At 52.4% G+C, this 19830-nt stretch carries 16 protein-coding genes; all 16 read right to left on the bottom strand.

Annotation, left to right across the window (positions count from 1 at the left end):
* Nucleotide 1: 1 nt before the first annotated feature.
* The 16 genes from P6M73_RS07860 to P6M73_RS07785 all read right to left on the bottom strand — a co-directional run bounded on the left by P6M73_RS07860 (nt 2) and on the right by P6M73_RS07785 (nt 19825).
* Nucleotides 2-1102 (bottom strand): glycosyltransferase family 4 protein, encoded by a 1101-nt coding sequence (locus P6M73_RS07860; protein WP_277855557.1) that lies wholly within the window; start codon nt 1100-1102, stop codon nt 2-4.
* Complete coding sequence (gene wzy / locus P6M73_RS07855) at nt 1099-2550, bottom strand: O-antigen polysaccharide polymerase Wzy (RefSeq protein WP_277855556.1); 1452 nt, start codon at nt 2548-2550, stop codon at nt 1099-1101. The genes P6M73_RS07860 and wzy overlap by 4 nt, the downstream gene beginning before the upstream one ends.
* 1 nt (nt 2551) lies before the next feature.
* Nucleotides 2552-3691: a DegT/DnrJ/EryC1/StrS family aminotransferase gene (locus tag P6M73_RS07850; RefSeq protein ID WP_277855555.1), complete on the bottom strand. Its 1140-nt coding sequence runs from the start codon at nt 3689-3691 to the stop codon at nt 2552-2554.
* Nucleotides 3692-3857: 166 nt separating this feature from the next.
* On the bottom strand, nt 3858-5018 hold the full coding sequence (locus P6M73_RS07845; protein ID WP_277855554.1) for an aspartate aminotransferase family protein: 1161 nt from the start codon (nt 5016-5018) through the stop codon (nt 3858-3860).
* A gap of 140 nt (nt 5019-5158) precedes the next feature.
* On the bottom strand, nt 5159-6472 hold the full coding sequence (locus tag P6M73_RS07840; protein WP_277855553.1) for a lipopolysaccharide biosynthesis protein: 1314 nt from the start codon (nt 6470-6472) through the stop codon (nt 5159-5161).
* A 3-nt stretch (nt 6473-6475) separates the two neighbouring features.
* Complete coding sequence (locus P6M73_RS07835) at nt 6476-8641, bottom strand: O-antigen ligase family protein (RefSeq protein ID WP_277855552.1); 2166 nt, start codon at nt 8639-8641, stop codon at nt 6476-6478.
* 4 nt (nt 8642-8645) lie between these two features.
* Nucleotides 8646-9926 carry a hypothetical protein gene (locus P6M73_RS07830; protein WP_277855551.1) on the bottom strand — a complete coding sequence of 427 codons (1281 nt, stop codon included), beginning with the start codon at nt 9924-9926 and terminating at the stop codon, nt 8646-8648.
* A 330-nt stretch (nt 9927-10256) separates the two neighbouring features.
* Nucleotides 10257-10895, bottom strand: coding sequence for a sugar transferase (locus P6M73_RS07825; RefSeq protein ID WP_277855550.1), 639 nt, complete (start codon nt 10893-10895; stop codon nt 10257-10259).
* Entirely contained in the window at nt 10888-11823 is a 936-nt protein-coding gene (locus tag P6M73_RS07820; protein WP_277855549.1) for an NAD-dependent epimerase/dehydratase family protein, read from the bottom strand. Before P6M73_RS07820 ends, P6M73_RS07825 begins: the two co-directional genes overlap by 8 nt.
* Entirely contained in the window at nt 11820-12809 is a 990-nt protein-coding gene (locus tag P6M73_RS07815; protein WP_277855548.1) for a peptidoglycan bridge formation glycyltransferase FemA/FemB family protein, read from the bottom strand. The genes P6M73_RS07820 and P6M73_RS07815 overlap by 4 nt, the downstream gene beginning before the upstream one ends.
* 183 nt (nt 12810-12992) lie before the next feature.
* A complete protein-coding gene (locus tag P6M73_RS07810) occupies nt 12993-14054 on the bottom strand; it encodes an LCP family protein (RefSeq protein WP_277855547.1) in 1062 nt (353 codons plus the stop codon).
* Between the two features lie 478 nt (nt 14055-14532).
* Nucleotides 14533-15039: a flavin reductase family protein gene (locus tag P6M73_RS07805; protein WP_277855546.1), complete on the bottom strand. Its 507-nt coding sequence runs from the start codon at nt 15037-15039 to the stop codon at nt 14533-14535.
* A 229-nt stretch (nt 15040-15268) separates the two neighbouring features.
* Nucleotides 15269-16678 carry an aminoacyl-histidine dipeptidase gene (locus tag P6M73_RS07800; RefSeq protein ID WP_277855545.1) on the bottom strand — a complete coding sequence of 470 codons (1410 nt, stop codon included), beginning with the start codon at nt 16676-16678 and terminating at the stop codon, nt 15269-15271.
* A gap of 405 nt (nt 16679-17083) precedes the next feature.
* A complete protein-coding gene (gene sufU / locus P6M73_RS07795) occupies nt 17084-17542 on the bottom strand; it encodes a Fe-S cluster assembly sulfur transfer protein SufU (RefSeq protein ID WP_277855544.1) in 459 nt (152 codons plus the stop codon).
* Nucleotides 17529-18749: a SufS family cysteine desulfurase gene (locus P6M73_RS07790; RefSeq protein WP_277855543.1), complete on the bottom strand. Its 1221-nt coding sequence runs from the start codon at nt 18747-18749 to the stop codon at nt 17529-17531. Before P6M73_RS07790 ends, sufU begins: the two co-directional genes overlap by 14 nt.
* A complete protein-coding gene (locus P6M73_RS07785) occupies nt 18746-19825 on the bottom strand; it encodes a SufD family Fe-S cluster assembly protein (protein ID WP_277855542.1) in 1080 nt (359 codons plus the stop codon). Before P6M73_RS07785 ends, P6M73_RS07790 begins: the two co-directional genes overlap by 4 nt.
* Nucleotides 19826-19830: the final 5 nt, after the last annotated feature.

The following is a 19830-nucleotide window of genomic DNA, read 5'->3' as shown; positions in this document are numbered from 1 at the left end:
CCTATGACCTCTGCTTTTCGGTAACCAGGCTTTTCACCAGCTGATCCAGCTTTTCGGCAACATTTTTTGTTCCGTAGCGCTCGACACTGCGGGCAGCGCTGAATTTGTACAGCGCCTGTTCCTGTGCCGGCAGGATCAGATACCGATCCAAAGCCTGGGCCAGAGCCTGAGGATTCAGGCTGGGAATCAGGAAGCCGTTTACTCCCTCGACCAGATATTCACGGATTCCCCCCAGTGCCGAAGCAATTACCGGGGTGCCGCAGGCCAGGCTTTCAATGCCAACCAGCCCCAGAGACTCATCGTAGCTGGTCGGGAAAACAAACACATCCAGACTTCGATAGAATTTCGCCAGCTCCTCGGAATTCAAAGCCCCCAGCACCTGGACCCGATTTCTGACCGCCGCATCCGGAATCCCCTGTATTTTTGACAGCAGCCGATCGTCATCTGCGCCGGTACCGGCAAACACCAGGTTCAGATCCCGGAACCGCTCCTCCCGGGCAATTGTTAAAAAGGCTTCCAGCAGCACCTGCCAGCCCTTCCCCTCAACAATCCGCCCGCAATAGCCGATTCTTCGGATATCAGGATTCTTCAGTTCCTCCGGCCGACGCGCCGGGTGAAAGACTTCCAGGTCGATTCCTCCCGGGTGGCACACGCTCACTCGATCCGGATCGATGGAAAACCGGCGCAGAAGCTCGGCTTTGAAATATTCCGACGGCGTGATCACCATCTGGCTTTTTTTGATCAGATGACGGGTAAAATAACCCGTGGCGCGTTTAAAGGCGGTATTGTACTTGACATCATGACCATGGACGGAGGTAATAATCGGCGCCCGGGATCTGATGAAACGAAACGGAATCGCTGCCAGGAAAGGATACTGCACATTGACAATGTCGTAATCCCCTCGCCGCAGCCGACGGCTGATCTCCGTCAGAAAGCGGAACTGGGCCTTCAGCTTCTGTACCTTGGAAGAACCACTTTCATAGATCAGCAAATCCACCTCATAACCCAGCTGGCGGTAAAGCTGATAGATCCGGTGCACGTAAATCCCCTGGGTCGCAGCCCCTGGCTTCGGGTATATCGGTGATATCATTAGTATTTTCATTTTTTACCCCATTTTTCAGAAACAGTTCGACAGCAGCAGACAAGAATAATGGTAAACAGGATCGGAAGAAAGAATTTGGGTGCAATCAGGTTGAGCAGAAATCGAATGGCCGCGGCCCTGGGAATATAAAATATATCCAGCAGGATCCTGATCTTGACCACATCAATCAGACTGTTCTTCCAGGTGATATTGGACAGCGAGCCCAGCAGAAGCCCCAAAAAGCCGCTGAAGGCAAAAACGCCGGGAAAGCTGAACTCACTGAAGATTTCGATGATGTAGGAGGAGCCCATGCCCATCCCCTTAAAGTACTGGCTGCCCAGCAGATAGTACCCCAGATCCGCCGCCATGCTGTCACCCCGTTCAATGTATTCCGGCGTGTAGGGATTTTCCGGCAGGTCATTCACATACTGATCCAGAAACGGACCCAGCGCGTAATTTTTCTGATCAAAGGGCGGCAGTTCAATTAATTCCTGTCCCTTGGCCAGGGTCTGATACGACACCCCCTGACCGTAGATGAAATCAATCACCACTGGGAACCCGTTATCCAGACGATCCACATTCCAGCGGTTGATGCCAATGCCATAAAATACGGGGATCAGGAGCAAGCCCATCAGCACAAATCCACCGATCAGACGCTTTTTCACCTGCCTGGTCAGCTGGCTTTGCGACGCCAGCAGCTGCAGGACTAAAAAAACGCTGAACAGCAGGCTGCGGCTGAAGGTGGAGCGAACCCCGGCAAAAAGAAGAATGGCGGTAGAGCCCAAATAGGAAGCCAGTGTGATCAGGCTGTACTTCAGCTGCGGCCTGGTGGCAAGATACAAGGCCAAAAAGGCAGCGCCCACTTCGGCAAAGCCGATGACCACAAAGGGCAGTCCCGTTTTAAATTCAGCATAGAGTGCCGCATAGCCGTAGCTTCTGCGAAAGATTACTTTTTCCAGATTGACGGCTGTCATGGCAGCCAGGCTGATCAGGTATCCAGCCAGAGCAATCCGCCGAATCAATCCTTCCTGAGACTTCAGCAGTGCCGCCACTCGATTGCTCCTTGAGCCCCCCATCTTTTCAGACCTGTGCTCATACAGCCACTGGCCCAGAAACAGTCCCAGCAGCGCAACCAGCAGCATGCGATTAGCCCCCAGTCCCGTTTCGAAGGTATAGCGGTTGGGCACGTGGTTCACAAATCCGGTCATCAGATCGATGACGGGACGAGCCAGCAGAAATAGAAAAATGGCCAGGTTGAAGAACAGCAGACCCATTCTCTCTTTCAAGGAAAAGAGACAGTATGCTGAAATCCCCAAATTAATGAGGAACGGAAGAATCGTGGAAACCGAAAAATTATCACTCAGAAAAATCGTGAGCACAGATACCGCACTGATCAATGCAATCGCTGCCACTTCAATCGAATCTTTCCCTTTCGGGAACGAACGGATCTTCTCAGAGAATTTCCCCATGTCACGATCTATCCCAAAGCTGCTTGATTAAAGCAACAATACGCTCCATTTGCTTCAGGGTCATTTTTGTGTCTGAAGGCAGACAGACCCCCGTTTGAAAGAGCCGTTCACTGACATCGCTTCCCCAGAAATCATACTTCTGGAAAATCGGCTGCAGATGCATCGGCTTCCATAATTTACGGGCGTCAATGTTGTGATCCGCCAAATGCTGAATCAGCTGGGAAGCAGACACCGGACCGTCAAGCAGAATGGATGTCAGCCAGTAATTGGGCGAATGCCCCTCAACTTCCGGCATGAAGCTGACCCCTTCCAGACCCTGCAGATGTTCCCGGTAATAATGGTAAATTTCCTGCTTTTTACTGACCCGGTCCGAAAGAACCTTGAGCTGGCCCCGGCCAATTCCGGCCAGGACATTGCTCAGCCGGTAATTATAGCCCAGTTCGCTGTGTTCATAATGCTTTGCCAGATCCCTGGACTGTGCTGCCCAGAACTTGATCTTATTGATGGCCTTCTGGTTATTGCTCAGCACCATGCCGCCGCCCGATGTGGTGATGATCTTGTTTCCGTTGAAGGACAGGATACCGAAATCACCGAAGCTGCCGGCGGGACGGTTCTGATAAACCGAACCCAGCGCTTCCGCGGCATCTTCAATCAGAGGCACATTGTACTTTTGGCAAATGGCTTCAATGCGCTCATAATCCGAGCCCAGACCGTAAAGATCCACCACGATGACCGCCCCGACATGATCATAAGATTTGAGCGCTTCCTCCAGCAGGTCCGGATCAATATTCCAGGTATCCGGTGAACTGTCAATAAAAACCGGCACTGCCTGCTCATACAGGATTGGGTTCGCAGACGCCGAAAATGTCAGCGACTGACAAAGAACACGGTCTCCCGGTCTGACCTTGGCGGCTTTCAACGCCAGATGGATTGCGCTGGTACCCGATACCAGCGCTGCCGCCGCTTTTCGGTCAATCAGCGCGGCCAGCTCTATTTCAAATTCATTGACATTTTTCCCAAGCGGAGCGATCCAGTTGGTTGCAAATGCCTCTTCAATATATTCTTTTTCAAAACCCTCGTCGCTCATGTGCGGCGACGCGAGCCATATGTGCTCATTTTCCACGTTTTCGTTATTACTCATTATGTATCTCCAAAACAAAGTCCCATCAGTCTGTCAAAGCAGCCCTTGGGCTAAAAACTGGCTGCTTTTCTCTTTTCGTATAAATATCACCTGTAATTTTACCACAGAGTGTCCGGGGAGAAGGTGAATTTTTGCTTACATGCCAAATAAGATCAGTCCAAAACCACTACCCGCTGTTCCGGTCAGTCCCGAATTCATTGAGTGACTCCATGATCCGGTTCATGTCATCCATTCCATAGCGCTGGTCAATGGGGATGCACAGACAATTTTCCTGGATCCGCCGTAAGTCGTCCGAAGCAGGGATGTTCACCTGTTCGGGCACCGGCCAGATCACCGGACAATAAATTCCTTTTTGAGCCAGGAAGGACTGCAGTCGCTTTCTGATCCCATTCTTCAATTCAATCGGGAAATAGAGCGGAACACTTCCGCCGGTCAGTCCAAAGTAAGGCCGGCCCAAATCGCTCCAACCCGAATAAGCGGCCAATCGGCTGAAATTCTGTCTGCGCGATTCCATCCAGCTATCCTTTGCTGGCGCAGCCGTCATTTCATCCCATACCGCCTGTGAAAAAGCGGACATTTGGTAAGATTCATCCATAGCGGCAATCCGGTTGCCCGCGTTGGCAAACTGACTCAAAAAATCCGCTTTATTTCCTTCCAGCCGTGATAAAAATCGATCCTTGGCGCGGTAGGCGTCCAGCGTCTGTTCAAGGAGAATGCTGTCCTCCCTTTGGGGAGGATCCTGCCAAAACAGACCCGAACATTTTTCTGCAAAGGCTCCATCCGGCAACGGCCCCCACTTTCTTAAGCTGGCAACCACAAAGTCAGCATAGGGATAGCTCAGGCCGGAGGCCCAGCTTTGGGTCATGTCATAAATGATTTTTGTACCCTGCTTAACCAGCGGTTCATCGGCGATGATCGTATCAAACCCGAAAAACGGATGGAACAGCATGGCATCCGGCTGGTATTGCTCAATCAGCCGATTCCAGACCGAAACACGAACGGTCAGGTCCGATTCCAGCGGATAGAAGCTCAGCTGCCAGCCTTCCCGTAAAAAAGGCTCGGGCACACTGGCACAGGTGTATTCCGGCACCAGGGCAGATTTACGAAGGACTGACCTGGCCCGAGTTACAGTCTCTGCCACCTCCTTCAGACAGAACCGAATCGCTGAACGACCGCTGCTGAAATAGATTCGGGAGTTTCCGAAATTCTGCGGGTTCACCGCATCGATCCGACCATCCGGTTGGACGGATCTGTTCCCTTTCAATTTGTCCTGAATTCTCTGAATCGCAGATTCCTTCAGATGAAAATGACTGCCAATTTCCTTCATGTGTTCCTCCCTTCTTCGAAAGTATCTCGTGGTCGCAATGTTTCTTGTTCTTCAGTCACCGTGTTTCCAGAAGCATCGGAAACACCCGGACGCGGCGAAACAGGATGAGATGCTCCCCTTCCTGGTCCATCGGTTGTGCCTTAGGAAACGTCTCCGGTGTTCAGTTCTTCTTTGCCCATGATGTCCCCGTTCGGCTTGAGTTCCGGACCGGTTTTAACCGTATGCTCCGGCTGAACCGGGCTGGTTTTCAATCCGGCTGGTTTTTTGCTGCCGCGAAGCAGCAGCACATAAAACTGAAGCCATAAAGTGACTTTTGAAATGGCTACCCCGTAGGTGAATCCGGCAAGTCCGAACCATTTTGCGCCAACGAGCGAAAGGACCAGAAACACAACGATCTGAGTCAGATTGATGTATTTTAACAGCTTCAGGTCAAAGTAACGCAGGAATACCACCCGCAGCAGGCTGGCGGAGATCGAGAACGCCGCAATCATCGACAGGGGAACCAGAATGCCCATGACCTGACTTAAGAACTGAGGATAGAGAAACCGGATCATGAGATACGTTATGGGAAAACTGATCAGGAAAATGATCCCGACCAGAATCATGTTTACTCTGACCTGGGTTTTGATGACCAGGGACTCATCCGTATCCCGATCGGATGACAGCCAGGACAGCAGGACGGCGTTGATGGGATTCACGACCAGGAACAGCATCTTGGAAAGAACCGTTCCGGCGTAATAAACGGCCATGGTGATATCACCCAGCAGCGGCAGAATCAAGAGCTTGTCAAAATAGTTGGGAATATTGGATAAGATTGTGGCTCCCACCAGTTCAAGGTACTCCTTGCGGTTTTCCTCATAGTAAGCGCTCTTGCCCGCTGGAATCGCCCGCATGGGCTTCGTCTGCGCATACAGATAGACAAAAGAGAAAATTTCGGACAGCAGCAGCGGCAGCCAGTAGATCACCGGAGAGAACCGGAAGATCAGAATCGCGCTGATTACGCCGGCCAGATACATCAGATTGCCAACACCGATGAACTGGAACATTTTTTTCTGACGCAGGTACCCCTGAATGTAGAACCGAATGTTGGTCAGGATCGTTGTAATCGTCAGGGCCGCAACTTCTGACGGACTGAATCCCAGCACCCACAGAATCCCGACCATCAACAGGCCTAGTATTGCGTTGGTCCAATTCATCAGGTAGCGCAGATCCGAAATATTGCCCGGTCCGGGCCGGCGGCCTGTCAGCACCTGATAAAGTACCCCCAGTTCATTGCCCAGCGACAGCGTCAGGATATTGCTGATCATGATATAGACCAGAAGGCTGGCATTGACACTGGTTTCCAGGGTCCGGGCAAGGTATGGCATCATCAGGAGATGGAACGATACAATGTAGATGCCAAATGCCATCGTATTGAGAATGATATCGTAATAGAATTTTTTCTTTTTAAACATAGCTTACCTTAACGTCCTGTAGATATCCGAATTGACAATCAGACTCTTCAGGGTCTTCTCCTCTTCTGACATTCTGGCCCGATCCAGCAGTTCCGTGATCGTAATGAATTCAAATCCATTGGCCTGAAGCAAATCCAGTGTGTCTTTGTAATAGTCAAACTTGGCATAGGTGTCATTATTTTTCAGGTTCACCGGCTGCACGGAGAGATTCCTCCAATACAGGATGAGCAATGCCTCCTTCTCCTTGGCCAGTTGAATCTGGCTGGCGATATACGGCTGGCGGCGGCTCAGATTCAGATCATTAATGCTGGCGTTGAGTGAATCCAGCTTGTACAGATCATTCTGAGTCACGCTCTCATAGGTAAAGGAATCCCGGCGTCTTGATTTTAAAATCATCGCATCCGATTGCTGGCGCAGATACTGCAGCATGTCCGGGTGAATGTTTTCCACAGTGGTAGACAGAGCCAGAGCGCCGCTGCGGCCGCTGTCACTGAACTTATTCCGGCTCAGTTCCAGATACTGCTCAATGGGCGGGAAGCTGTCGAGTCGCAGCGGCCGATAGTTGAGCCCCAGATGCAAATCGGCTTCCGCCAGGCGGTCGAGTCCCTTGATTTCCTGAACCGGCATGACTTTGGGATCCACGAAGACGCTGGCGGAAAGACCGCGGCGAGCCAGTTCGGTGACCCCCATGTGCAGGGCTTTGCCATTCATATCCTGCAGCGCAATGATGACAGTCGGCCGATCAAAGACAACCGGTTTGTACTTCTGGTTGGCAACAGCCTGATTGACCACCACTACCAGCAAACCCAGGTTGAGCACAAGTCCCAATCCGGTCAGCAGCCAGAATCCACGCCGCCCTTTCAGGAATGCCCCTCCGCGGTATTTTTCAGGTCCAACCGTTGCTGCTTCCCCTGATAATTCCGGAGGCTGATCGGTCTGCTCAGACAGCACCAGCACAAGCCCGAGCAGAGCCCAGAAAAAGCTGGAATGCCAGAAACTGTCTGAGATCAACAGCTTCGCGTTCATGGCGATCATGATCATGAGCAGGAGTCGACCACTTTGGGACTGACAGCGGATAAACTTCCGGCCAATCAGCCAGATCAGTCCTCCCAGGAAAACAAGTCCGAAAATCCCAAAACTGACCAGCAGTTCCAGGGCAATATTATGACTGTACCCCCAGCGGAAGAAGGAACCGACGAAGGGCCGGTCACCATATACCCCATACCCCAGGGGAAACTTTTGCTGAATCGCCCGGATGGCAAGATCCCAGATCTTGGTCCGGCCGTTGTCATCCGTAAAGGCGCTGCTTAGCAGCATGTCGAGATTTCTGATGCCCGTGGTAATGGTTCCACCGGTAAATCCTCGCAGCAGATTCCATCCCAGAATCAGCGCAGCCATCAGGATTCCTGCCGCTGCGATCCGGATTTTCCAGGTACGATTAAGCCGGAAGAAAAAAACGAAAACCAGGAAGGTACCCACCGGCAGAATCACGCCGCGTGATCCAAACAGAAACGCGATCATCACGCCGGCGATGCCTGCCGCCCATTCGCTTCGTTTCCCGGATTCCAGTGCACTGCCCAGAAACACCAGGGCGGCGAACATCATCTCATAGCCAAAGGACAGGTTGTACATCAATGTACTGGACTGCTGATCCTCCATAATGTAATAGTTGGCCCAGCTCCCGGTCACAACAAAGAGTCCCAGCTGAAAGAGCAGGTAAACGAAGGATATGCCGGCAGCGATCCGAAGATTCCTGAGCAGATTGTCCGGCCGGCGCACCATCAGTATGACAAAAGCACCGAACAAGCCTTTGCGCACATCGAAAGTCTTGGTAAAAATCCCATAGTTGAAATCCATCATCCATTCCATCGCCTGCTGATTAAACGTCATGGTACCCAATATCAGAACCATCACCAGCAGAACCAGCAGGATAAAGGTGCGGATTCCCTTCAGCGACCGAAGTCGCCAGGCCTCGAGCAGGGTCATGGCGTAAAGCAGCGCCAGGACACCCATTGACAGCAGGATCCCCTTTGTTCCAATAACAGCGCTGAACAGCGAAGTGAACATCCGCTGACCGAAGAAGTAGATCATTGCCCAGTCTGCCCACTGCAGCTCTTTCAACAGCTGGAGCGCTTTGGTTGCCTGATTGCTAACATTTAACTTTCCCAAATAATTAGTTCTCATAAGATGCTAACAACCTGGCGGGGTCCATCCGCTCAACAATCATGTCCTGTCCTGAGGTATCAGTAATCACAAGGAGGTCATACACCTGCTGCAGCGTCGCTGCCGCCGCCTCCAGAGTGGGCGCGGTAAAGAACACCCGGGCAATAATCTGCCCCAGAGTCCCCACCATTTTGTCCGTAATTGAATCTCCCACTGCAGATTTCAAAGTCAAGTCCAGCATCCCGGGCAATGTGCGGATTGCTTCTTCACCGGCAATGGATCCGATGGTTCCGACCCTGCCCAGAATAGTCGCGTTAAAGCCATACCCTTCTGCCGGCTGATCCAGAGCCAGAACCCGGCCTGACGGATTCATCGTTCCGCTCAGAGCGTGATGAATCATCATTTCCAGGGGATTGATCCCCATCATCTGCTCCATGAGCTTGTATTCCTGAGTTCCGGTCAGACGATACCCCAGGTCATAGACCTTCGGAACCCCCTCATGCAGGAAGCACTGGGCAAACAGCATGCCGTTCTTCAGTTCCAGATCGCGGAACAGTCGCATCAGTGCCGGAGCCGTGTGCTGGCGGAATAACTGGTCATCGCTGGCGGGCATGCTGTAAAGCAGTGGCAGCCCGATTTTCGTATCTTTGGTTCCCGACAGAAACCGGTTGGCAGTCCCCGTCAGATAGACCTCCCCATCCACAAACAGGAAAAAGGCGGTCATCTCCCGACGCTGCGTCAGATAAGGCTCGATGATTATTTTCGCCGGGTCCACCAGAAGCTGGAGTTCAGACTGGGCAGCGAGGAACTTCTCATAGTCGGCGATCACCCGAAGGCCATTGCCGCCCGATCCTTCCGCCGGTTTCAGCAGAATTGGAAAATGGGCGAATCGTTCATCGATTTGCCCCGGATCATAGGTTTCCAGCGTGGGAACCTGATATTGATTGAATAATTCCTTGTACTTCGCTTTATTGGTCAGGATCTCGAACTGTTCCCGCGTGCCGTAACAGAACAACCGGTTTCTGCTGCAGATCTCAGCATACGGAATCAGATAGGAATCGGTGAATCCTGTCAAAACCCCGTCGTAATGATGCTCCCGGATCATTCGGTCCAGCTTTTCCTCGTCCAGAATGCTGATATCGAAAGACTCCTCCGCCAGCAGTTTCACCGGGGAACGCTTCACGTCATACCAGTCCGTCACGCCAACCGCAAGATCCAACTTATGGGCTGCATCCAGTATTTCTTTCATGTTTCTGGTTCCGCCAAGCAGCAGTAATTTCTTCTTGTCCATTCATCAGACCTCATTTTCGAGTAATATACATTCGTGTCTTATGCATTCGTGTCATTTAGATCAAGTTACTTATTTTGAGCCTCTTACTTCGAGTCTCTTTCTTTGAGTCTCTTACTTCGAGTCTCTTTCTTTGAGTTTCTTACTTCGAGTCTCTTTCTTTGAGTCTCTTACTTCGAGTCTCTTTCTTTGAGTTTCTTACTTCGAGTCTCTTTCTTTGAGTCTCTTACTTCGAGTCTCTTTCTTTGAGTTTCTTACTTCGAGTCTCTTTCTTTGAGTCTCTTACTTCGAGTCTCTTTCTTTGAGTCTCTTACTTCGAACCTATTATTCGAATCATTTTTTTCTAAGTAATTCAGGCCGGCGTACCGTCCGAATTTCATCCAGATCCCCGACTTTTCCCGTTCCCGAAACCACCACATCCTCCTTGCGCACCACTTTTAAAAAGGTCTGCACCAGAATTCGAAGATCATTTCGGAATGTGATGTCACGGACATACGCCAGATCATAGGCCAGTCGATCATCCCAGTTTAAGGTGTTGCGTCCGTTAATCTGGGCCAGCCCCGTGAGACCTGGGCGAACCGAGTGACGCAGGGCTTCTTCCTCGCTGTAGTAGGGCAGGTACATCACAGACAGCGGTCTGGGACCGACGAAAGACATGTCGCCCTTTAAAATGCACCACAGCTCCGGCAGTTCATCCAGTGAAGACGCCCGCAGCAGCTTGCCAAAACGGGTCAGCCGCACTTTGTCCGGCAACAGCTGACCATTGGCATCCCTGGCATCGGACATGCTGCGGAACTTGATGATTTCAAAGATCCGTTCGCCTTTACCCGGCCGGCGCTGACGGAACAGAGCCGGCGACCCAAGCTTGAGGCGAACCAGAATCCAGACCACCAGAAGCACCGGGGACAGCAGGAACAGCAGCAAGGCTGAAAGAACGATATCAAAAAGTCGTTTAAAGAATAAACTATACATTCAAGCCATTTCCTTTCGTACGGGACAACGAGTCGTTGTTCTGGCGCAGCTGAAACTTCACTTCATCCCGGATGATGTCTTTCAGGCTGAACTTGGCCTGCCAGCCGGTTCGCTCCATGAAATCCAGGCTGTCCAGGGAACTGTTCTCCCCATTTTCCGGAGCCGGAGCCTCGTGAATGGTGACCGTAATTCCCTCTTCGGCGCAGACTTCACCGATGGCTTTTGCTACATGGGTCAGCGGATAACTTTCCATCGAACCCACGTTGTAAGTCTGGTTCCAGAAGGCAGGATCTTCCATGCACTGTGCAATCAGAATCGCATCTGCCACATCCCGGACATGGGTATAGGAAAACAACTTGCCATTCAGATTGATTGATATCTCCCCCTTGGTCAGGGCGTTTTGAACTAGCCGGGTGGTAATTCGCTGTGGGAAATTGTTTCCCACCAGGCTGGCTATGCGCAGGTGGACAAAGTCCCACCGGTTTTTCACCGCAAACTCCGAGATCCAGTGTTCCAGATAGTATTTGCCAATGTCATACAAGTTCGTTGGCCATACCAGATCTGAAACTTTGGCCGGTGCGGCGCGATGAACATCATAAAGACTCTGGCTGGATATGTGGATGATCCGGCGGACTCCCATGGCCTGTGCCGCCTGCAGCAGCCGGACACTAAACTGAATGCTGTCTGTAATCGGCTCCGCTTCATGACTGCGGGCATACGCCAGATGAAGCAGCGTGAAGCCGTTGAGATCGAGATTTGATTCAAGAAATGCCGTATTCGACAGAATCCTGACCGGTGCCGCGCAGCTTATTTCTTCGAGTTTCCTGACATCCGAGGTCAGCGCGATGACATCATCATCTTCCCCAAACAAGGCCAATAAATTTCTGCCCAGGAACCCGGAAGCTCCTGATATAATTACTTTTCTCATTTTTTTCCCCTGTACTTCGGAAAATAGCTCGATTCCGCCATGCCGCTTAATTCCACCATGTTCTGATATACATTCTCGTCGTGAATCTTTCTTCCGATAAAGAATCCCAGTGGTTCGCTTTTCGTGAACCGCAGCTTGAACTGCAGCAGTGGATCCTCCGGTGAGTTGGACACCCCGCCGCCGTGGTGAACCTTTGTGATTCCGTGTCGGTTGGCCCAGTCAATGGCACCATACCGCAACAGATACGCCGGACTCAGATGCAGAAATTCCCGGTAAGTCCCGGACAGATGAACCTGCATGATCTGGTCGTTAATAAAGTAAATCCCGGAAGCGATGACTTTCCCCTCATACCGGATGCTGACATTGATGATATGATCTCTCAGGTGATCGCAGATGTATTGAAAATATTCCGGAGAGAAATAATAAAAGTCTTCCGCCTCATTGCGATCCATCGTGTCATAGTAGATTTTCGAAAATTCGGTCAGGTCCGTCGGTCCTTCCAGGATCTCGATCTGTGCCCCTGATTTAAGGCCATGCCGTATGATCTTGCGGGCACTCTTGGAAAACTGATCCGTCAGCGGATCCCCCGTCCCATCCAGTTCAGTCACTACGCAGCGGCGAATCTGCTCCGGCTGGTAGTAGTCGCTGAAGGTTTTATGATTCTTCAGAATCGGGTGAAAGCGAATGAATTCAGAGACAATGTTATGCTCCTGGCAATAAGCTTCAAATTCTGAGGCATACTGATCCAGCAACCTGGTCTGATCTCCCCGCAGCTCCGTAATAATCGGCCCCCCGTATCCGTAGGGCGTCGTGATGTCAAAATAATTCTGCTCCGGATCCAATTCTGGCGGGAGATGTCGTTTTAGAAACTGATGTCGGATTACTCCGTCCGGCGTATCAAGTTCGAATACTTTGCAGGTTCCGCCCTCAATCAGCTGACACAGCTTCCCATATTGCTCTTCAAAGTATATATCCTGGAATGACATTAAAATTCCTCCGTCCTTCAACGAAAAAAAGGGACAACGTCGTGGTTAATCCCTTTGATCGATTTCAACAGGCAGCCTCACTCATTCAAAGTCTCAAGGGTGGTTTTCAATCGGCAATCATTCGTATTGATTGCAGGAACTGAGTGGTGGTCAAGATGAACCGACGGTTCATCGTTCGAAACATTAAGGCTTGCCCGGTTTGGTATTCTGTTCTGGGTTTAAAGCTTTCCCGGTGGCCGGATCCACATCCTTAAAGATAAAGGCATGAAGCTCTTCTACGGTTTTTGCCTTGTCATAAAGCAGATGCCAGCTCTTGGCGTTGACTTCAGTGGCCGTTCGTTCGGAAGGGAATCGGGTGCCATGAACCGTCATTTTGGGATCATTGGCTTTCATCGCCAGATCAAAGATCTGGAATTCATTCAGATTCGTTTCCACATGCTGACTCATGTCGGCAATAAACTTCGGCAGTTCGGTTGGATTGATCTGCTTCATTTTGCTGTAAACTGCCATGAGCACCTTACGCTGTCTGGCCGCACGGGCATAGTCCGAATCCAGATAGCGAATCCGGGAAAAAGCCAGCGCCTGGGTTCCATCCAGGTTGATGGTCTGATCCTTGAGTTCCAGCAGCGGAACGGAGGTCCGATTGGACTTGTTGATCTGTTCGATGACGATATTGGTATAGCGTGCTTCAGCCTTGGTTACGGCCATCTCCACACCACCCAGGTCGTTTACAATGGTAATCAGATCTCCGAAATCAACCTGAACGTAATCCGTGACATTCATGTCAAAATTCTGGTTGATCGTCTTCATCAGCAGGCGAATTCCGCCATAGGCATAGGAATGGTTTAATTTGTCCTTGCCGTGCCCGTCAATATTAACATAGGTGTCCCGCATCAGAGACGACATCTTAATGGTTTTATGAATATCATCCACTGACAGGATGATCATGGAATCGGATCGCTGCGGTCTTGTATTATTCACCGAAGAGTCAATCCCCACCAGCAGAATGTTGGCTACCTGATTATTATAGGAATTGATCTTTTCCACGACCTGCGAGTTAACCGCAACTTCTTCCGGGGTAATTTCTTCGCCCTGAATATTCAGCATAATCAGATTCTTGTACTGGAAGCCCATCAGGACTACGACCCCAATAATCAAAAAGAACACGATGGAAATCGCAGCCAGCAGACCCCGTCTGGTTTTCCTGTGAACAGTTATTCGGTCTTCAAATAAATCATCGTTCATACTTTCTCCGCTCATTCCCCATGCCTGGATGTGATTCTAATCATCGGCAGCTGCTGCCTGACCGTCTTCCTCCAGTCCATATGAACCGTATGGTTCACATCTCGTTCCCCGGGGTAATATTCAACTGCGGAAGATCCCCGCATAACGTTTATTTTAACAAGAATCTGCATAATTAACAAACCATCCGGTTCAGAAATAATCAGCTGATGGCTCAAAAACAGAGATAGACAGCTCCCTGAGCCATCTACCTCCATGAAATATCATTTTTTCAAGTCTTAAATCCACTTTCCCAGGTCAGTCCGCTTGATCAGTTTAAATTACGATATCAGACCATACCGCGTCGTCAGATCAAGCTCCTCAGATCAAACTTCTCAGATCAAACTTCTCAGATCAAACCGCTTCGTCAGAGTAAGCCCTTCCTTCAGAGTATCCTGAGTATCCGGTGGATCCTGCCTTTCTGGTGGATCCTGACGGAACTCTAATCGCGCTTGTAGGCTTCGACAATTTCCCCGTAATAGATGTTGTGGTAGTCTCCATCGCGATAAGATGTGCGCAGGACTTCGTCTGCCAGAATATCCGGATCGATCTTGTGCTTGTAGATAATGCGGCATTCATAGACGATGTCAGACTCCAGGACCGTGCTGGTATCGACACTTTTTGCCTTGGCCCGGGTAATAATGCCCTGCTCAAACTTGTCAATCTCGCGGCCTGAACGAGTGCCGGCAAATGCCAGTTTGTCCTTCGTGCTGGACTGGGTGGGAATGGATACCGTAAACTCCTTTGCGTTTTCAATGAGTTCAAAGGTATAGCGCGATTTGCGCACGAGAACCGTAAAAATGGGTCGACCCCATTCAAAGCCGATGTTGCCCCACGAGATGGTCATGACGTTTTCCCGTCCGTCTTCATCTTTCACAGTCAGGAATGCGCCCTGCCGGTGCAGGTATTTTAAACTGCGATCCAGGTATTTCATAAATTCGATAGCCATAAGTGACCTCCGCTGTCATCAGTAAGTTATTGGTACACAATACAAACTATTGTATCATATTCCTTCTTATCCTAACATTTCCGAATCACGGATGGGGCATCTTGTCCAAATATAAACAAAAGGTTTCAAAAAGCTTCATAATTGAAAAACGGACTGCCAGGCAGCCCGTTTTTTTGTTGGTCCTTGATTGTCGATCATCGGGTCGTTTGAAGACCGATGACTGTGGTTCTTACAGGCTCTTCAGCAGTTCCTTCATGAATTCCCAGGTCCGCTCCACGGATTTGATGGAGAGGTGCTCGTTGGGCGTATGGACATCGGCCATATCCGGTCCGAAGCTGATCATTTCGGTATTCGGCAGCTTCTTCTTGAGCAGACCGCACTCGAGTCCGGCATGGATCGCCATGATTTCGCCGGCCTTGCCCGTGACTTTCTCATACACGGAGAGGCAGGTGTCCTTCAACTGCGAATTGGGCTCGTATTCCCACTCCGGATAATCGGAGAACGCTTCGGCTTTGGCACCCATGGCTTTCGCCAGGGTTTCCACCTTCTGTGTAACCTGCTTCTTGCGGGTGGGTGAGGAACTGCGGATGGCATGGGTGATGATCACCTGGTCATCCTTCATTTCCAGAACCCCGGAGTTCAGGGATGATTCCACCATGTTTTCCATGGTCTTCATCATGCTCTGCACGCCATCGGGCATGATCACCAGGTAGTCAACGATGGCCTGAGAGGTGGTCTCGTCCATCAGGCGGCTGACCTCGACTTCCCGGATTTCGCACTGAATCGGATCCTCCTGGAACTCACGGCCGAAAACATCCAGGCAGAAGGACTTGACCGCTGCCATGTCCAGATTCTGAGCCGTGAAGACGGCTCTGGCATCCCGCGGAATCGCGTTGTGCTTGGCTCCGCCGGAAATTTCCGACAGCGTCAGGCTGCCGATTTCCTTCAGTGCCCGGCCCAGCAGCTGAACGGCATTGCCCCGCTGCTTAATGATCTCCATGCCGGAGTGACCGCCCAGCAGACCGAAAATGCGCAGCTCATAGCCTGTTTCCTTCACTTCCCGGAAGGTCGGGCTGAACGTAACCTTGGTCACATTGCCGCCGGCGCAGCTGACAAAGAAAATGCCCTCTTCCTCGGAGTCAATGTTCAAAAGACGAGTGCCGGACAGGTGCGCCGGATCCACTGCGGCCGCTCCGTCCATGCCGACTTCCTCATTGGTGGTGACCAGAAGCTCAATGGGCGGGTGTTCCAGATCATCCGAATCAAGCACCGCCATGCCCATGGCAACGGCAATGCCGTTGTCACCGCCCAGCGTCGTGTCCGTGGCATAGAGATGCTCGTCGATGACCCGCAGCTGAATCGGATCGGTTTCAAAATTATGAGCAGACTCCGCCGTCTTTTCACCCACCATATCCATGTGACCCTGGATGATGACCGGTGCCTTATCCTCGTACCCCTTGGTGCCGGGCTTCTTGATGATGACATTGAGTGCTTCATCCTGGATGGTTTCCAGTCCCCGCTCCTTGCCGAAGGCAACCAGCCAGTCGCTGATGGCTTTCTCATTGCCGGACGTCCGCGGAATCTTGGACATTTCCTCAAAGAAATGGAATACTTTTTCAGGTTTCAAATTTAAACTCATAAAGTTCCTCCTTGGTTTTCTTTTTCACATTCAATTATACTCTTTTCTTTTCACCAGCCCGTGAATAGACCGTGAAAGGATTGCAACATCCAGTCCACTTTTTTACAAAAGCTGTACAGGGATCCCGCCCCGTCTGACCATTCGCAAATCAGGGACGCGATTCCTTGCAGATGTGCCAATTTTCTATGATACAGCCCATTTTTTTCATTCCTCTTCCCTGCATCCCGTCACTTTGCGGGCCAGATCCTGCCCGCAGGGAACCGGATCCGGCATTCTTACAAATCTTCAGGGCCTGGAATGATTTGGCACAAGTCCCAGGCGGCTGACCGGTAAGCTTGGTTATCAGAAGTCCGACTGCTGCCTGACCGGTTGCTGTTTTATGCCTGCTGTTTGATGCCTGCAGTATTATGCCTGCTCTTTCTCGCCCTGGCCTGCCAGGTCCTGCTTCAGCAGCTGTGCCAGGGCATGCCAGGCCAACACGGCACATTTGACCCGGGCGGGGATGTTCTGGATGTTCTTCAGGATATAGGCATCCCCCAGTTCTTCCAGCTCCGCCTCGGGAATCGGCTCCCGCTTGATCATGCCGATGAAGCGCTGGGCGGCTTCCAGTCCCTCCTGGACGGTCCGCCCCTTCACCAGATCCGCCATCATGGAGGCGGACGCCTGGCTGATGGCGCAGCCGGCTCCGGTGTAAGCCAGATCCTCGATCCGGCCGGCCCGCAGGATCGCCTCCACCGTAATCTCATCGCCGCAGCTGGGATTATGGCCATGCTCGGCATGGGTGGCACCTTCAATATGCCGCTTGTTCTCGCGATTCTGGTTATGCTCCAGAATCAGCTCCGTATACAGTTCATTCAGTTCCAAGACCCATCAGCCTCCTGATTCGTTTCAGTTCCCGCACCAGCCGGTCGCAGTCCTCTCTGGTGTTGTAGAACCAGAACGACACGCGGGTGGTGGCGGTGGTGTTGCAGTACCGCGCCAGCGGCTGGGCACAGTGGTGACCCGCCCGCACACAGATCCCCTTGCTGTCCAGGATGTGCGCCACATCATGAGCATGGACGCCATCCAGGGTAAAGGTCACGATGCCGGCCCGGTTCTTCGGGCTGCTGCCGCCGATAACGCGCACCTGCGGAATCTGAGCCAGCTGCGCCAGCAGGTATTGGGTCAGGTCGGCATCAATGGCTCCGATCCGGTCATAACCCACTTCCTTGAGATAATCAATGGCCGCCCCCAGGCTGATGACAGCCTCCGACAGCGGGGTGCCGGCTTCAAATTTATATGGCAGCGTATTGTAGGTCGTCCGCTGTTCCTCGACATACTCGATCATGTCGCCGCCCAGCAGGAAGGGCTCCATGCCCTCCAGGATCGACTCCCGGCCGTACAGCACGCCGGCTCCGGTCAGAGACATGATCTTATGGCCGGTAAACGTATAGAAGTCCACATCCAGCTCCCGGACATCCACGGCCAGGTGCGGCACCGCCTGCGAACCATCCACCAGGATGACCGCCCCCACGGCATGGGCCGCCCGGGCCAGGGCTGCCACGTCGTTGATGTGTCCGGTGACATTGGACACATGGGTCACCGCGACCATTTTCGTCCGCTGGGAAATCTTCGCCAGTTCAGCCTCGGGCAGCGACCCGTCCTCATCAATATACAGGTAGACCAGTCTGGCCCCCGTGCGCTGAGCGGCCCGCTGCCAGGGCACCAGATTGGCGTGATGCTCGGCAATGGAGATGACAATCTCATCCCCGGGCTGCAGCGTCGCCTCGGCATAGCTGCGAGCCACCAGGTTCAGCGCCTCCGTGGAGTTTTTGACAAAGATGATCTCCGAGGTAGACCGGGCGCCGAGAAAGGCGCGGACCTTCTCCCGCACCCCCTCAAAGCGGGCAGTGGCTTCCTGGGAGAGCCGGTAGGCCCCCCGGTGCGGATTGGCATAGGTGGTCTCCAGATAGTCCGTAACAGCGGCAATGACCTGGCGCGGCTTCTGAGCCGTTGCGCCCGAATCCAGATAAGTCAGGGTCTGGCCGTAGTATGGGGTTTGGAAAATGGGAAAGTCATCCTTCCAGTTCAAGAATTCACCTTCTTCATCATCATCGCAATGCGGTCCAGGATCCGCTCCCGGAGCGCTTCATCCGGCATCTGGTCGATGATCGGACGGAACGCCGACTCCACGATGATGCGCTTGCTTTCCTCATGGGAGAAGCCGCGGCTCATCAGATAGAACAGCTTGTCCTCGTCGATCTGCCCGGCCGAGGCGGCATGGTTGCCGATGACATCATCCTCACCGCACAGCAGCAGCGGAATGGCAAAGGACTTGACGTCCTTGTTGAGCAGCATCACCGTCTCCACCTCGCCGCCCTCCGACTGGGCCGACCCCCGCTTGAAGTCCAGGGTGCCCCGGAAATACTTGCGCGCCCGGTCCGTCAGCGCGCCCCGGATCTCCATGTCGCAGCGGGACTTTCGGCCCCAGTGCGACATCTGGTGCGACAGGTCGATGATGCGGCTTTCATGGCCGACATAGATGCTCTTCAAATGCCCCTGGGACTCATCGCCTGCCAGATCCGTCAGGTAATGGACAATGGTTTCCCGGGCGCCCAGCTCAATGCTGTAGTAGTTGACCGTGCCCCCCTCGGCCACTTTGGCATAGCGCTGCTCAATGTGGCGCGCCCCCGTGGGCAGATGATTGATCTTATAGAGATTCAGCACCCCGCCCGGGGCCACCCGGATCAGGTTCAGGACGCTGGCCAGGGTGGCCGCCTCATCGCCGACGTACTCCATCAGCACATTCAGCGACTCATTGGCCCGTACCTCGATGACGTTAAGCTCCAGCAGGGAATGCTCCGCGCCGGACAGGTCATAGTGGAACCGGACCATCTCCCCCGCCGCCGAGGACTGGATATAGTGGGTTACGCTCGCCTCGTTCACAATCCGGGCCAGCTCCGCTTCATTGGTCCCCGGATAGGAACCCAGCCAGTCCTCTATATGGATCTCTTCAAAGGGCCGGAGCAGCTCCTGACCGCTCACCACATGGGCACGGCTGTAGACCGCCCCATCCGGCTCCACCTCCGCCAGGCGCAGGTCATTGGCCCGGACCCAGCGGAAGGTGATCACCGGCAGTTCATTGTATTTCAGTTTCTTTGCTTCCATAAAGT

Source organism: Anaerococcoides asporogena (assembly GCF_029590275.1).
In the GTDB taxonomy this organism is placed as follows: domain Bacteria; phylum Bacillota; class Clostridia; order Clostridiales; family Clostridiaceae; genus JG1575.
The sequence above is the reverse complement of the archived record's forward strand: the minus strand, read 5'-3'. Positions and strand labels throughout refer to the sequence as shown.